Source organism: Gordonibacter sp., from assembly GCF_036667095.1.
Lineage (GTDB): Bacteria > Actinomycetota > Coriobacteriia > Coriobacteriales > Eggerthellaceae > Gordonibacter.
Genome location: NZ_JAVWUP010000321.1, coordinates 1 through 2,170, shown reverse-complemented (window position 1 = coordinate 2,170; position 2,170 = coordinate 1). Strand labels below are relative to the sequence as shown.

Sequence of the window (2,170 nt, the reverse complement as noted above, 5' to 3'; positions counted from 1 at the left end):
CTTGAACTGGCGCAGGGCGGCGACGCACATGGCGTTGGCCAAGTAAGATTTCCCACCGCTAGTCGGACCTGTAATGAGCAGGTTCTTGCCCTCGTCGACCCATTCGCATTTGGCAAGCTGCTCGATAGCCGCCGCGTCCAGCAGGCGATCGGGATCGTAGATGGTCTCGTCGAAGTCGGCACTCGGGTAGCGTAAAGTCGCGTTTTTCAGGAAGCGCGTGAACTTCTTGTCGTAGCGGCTCTGCCATTCGGCATCGATAATCTCCGTAAGTCGCTCGAAGAAGCCGCGAAGATCTGCGTTAGGGTCGTCGAGCTGCCCTTCGAGCGCTTCTGCCATCGCCGACATCCGCATACTGCGCAACCGCTCGCAGAGGATATCCGTGACGGCATCGATATCGTTTGCATCAACAGAGACATCCTTCATTTCCAGTAATCCTTTCCGCGAATGTTGGCATGATCCGGCAGCCCGATTGCATCTTGCCCCTCGTTGTGCAAGCAGGATTGCCTGGCCTGGCCTAAGACCTTTTTGAAGTGGCTGTACTTGAACACCTTCGCCTCGACGCACTTATCCGCAGACTCGATGACGATCGGCCTTGGCACGTCGGTACACATGTGCAAGATGCCCGCACAGCTGCGATAGGCCTGCTCCTCATGCTTCGGCACACGCAGGATGCGGTCGATGAGCGTTTCCATGGATTGCCCGTAGGTCGAGGCCCAGCGGCGGTAGTAACCGCCGTCGCGCGCGTCGAGCTCCTTATTGAACGCATGGTGGGCGGGCATGTGCTCGTCGATGGTGATGTAGAGGGGAAACGTCTTGTAGGAGCGCTCGTGTTTGCAAATCAAACGGTTGTCGCTATCGCAGATGCGGATCTCGCTCATCGTCGCCTTGAGCACTGCCGGTTTGCCGACCATGGTGCTCGGAATTGAGTAGTAATGATCGTCGTATTCGACGTGATAATTGTCCGGGATGCGTAGAACAGAGCGATAGTCGCAGGTGAGAAACGGCAGGCCGGGAAGGGGGCGGAGCTTGGGCTGGTCGTATTTCTCGAACCCGAGCTTTCGGCTATGCCGAATGTCTGATCTCTTCTGGAAAGGCTTATCGTTGATGCTGTCTACGAGTTTGGCCATATCGCGGTTGATCTCGCCTAAGGTGACGTAGGGCTTGGATTTCAAACGCTCTATCAGGTGCGTCTCGATTTGCCGGACGTGGTTTTCGACGGTTGGTTTGCCTTTTGGTTTTCTCGCCGGCGGCGGCAGCACGACGACATCGTAGTAATCCTCTAGATCGGAGTATGCGCTGCTTAAGATGAGCTCGTCTTTCGTATGCTTGGAAACGGCCACCTTGCAGTTATCCGGCACCAATTGCTCGGGCACCCCTCCGTAAAACGTGAGCGCATGCGCTGTACCGGCCACGAAGCTCGGCGTCTTCTCGTCGAGGAAGGCCTCTGCGTACAGGTAGCTGCTAAAGCCCATGGTGGTGACGAAGAAGTGCACCTTCGAAAGCTCTCCTGTCGTTTCGTCGACCAAAAGCTCGGGCGTGTCACCAGCCCAATCGATGAACATCTTTTGTCCAGGAATCCGTTCGACGGGCATCGAGGATCTCTTATTCCCGCTGATCTGTGCAAGGTATTCACCGTATAGCTTGTAAAACTGCGACAGGCGGTATCCATCAGGATTATCTTCGCTGTAATCCATCCAGATCAGCGAAAGGTCCGCCCGTTTTCCCATGTCCAGCATCCGCTCGTGTATCTTTACAAAGTCGGGAAGCGCCGTATCCTTCCTGCGCCTCCTCTCGGGTGGAAAGAACGCGTCGACAACAGCGCCCGCCTCCATGAGTTTCAGCTCGTCAAGCGTTGTCGCCATAGCATCGAAGTTCTTCATGATCCGGGTGATCGTGCCGGAGCCTATTCGGTAGCGCGCTTGGACATCGAGGTAACTGAACCCTTTCGATCTCATCTCGATGATTCCGACGATGGTTGACCGATCTTGCATAGGCATCAACTTCTTTCTCTTCTTTGTCGGGTAGATGCCGGACAAGCATAGAGGAGAAGTTGGTTACGCAGTTCTAAGCGGAATGGACGCGCAGCGCCAATCGTAGCAGGCGCGCAGCTAAAGCGGAAAACTCACTCAGTTCCTATCGGAATAGGCACGCAATTCAAGCGGAATTTGCA

General features: G+C 55.3%; 2 protein-coding genes. Both read right to left on the bottom strand.

Annotated elements, in window-relative coordinates; all coding sequences use genetic code 11:
• Positions 1-423, bottom strand: a 423-nt coding sequence (locus RR842_RS14200; protein WP_332730234.1) for an ATP-binding protein, incomplete at its 3' end; no start/stop codon positions are given.
• Positions 420-1,991: an IS21 family transposase gene (istA, locus tag RR842_RS14195; RefSeq protein ID WP_332730232.1), complete on the bottom strand. Its 1,572-nt coding sequence runs from the start codon at positions 1,989-1,991 to the stop codon at positions 420-422. The genes RR842_RS14200 and istA, both read right to left, overlap by 4 nt.
• Between the last annotated feature and the right edge of the window lie 179 nt (positions 1,992-2,170).

What these genes read in the sequence shown, in the direction of transcription:
- istA (WP_332730232.1), bottom strand. Translation starts at nt 1,991, where the DNA reads ATGCAAGATCGGTCAACCATCGTCGGAATCATCGAGATGAGATCGAAA.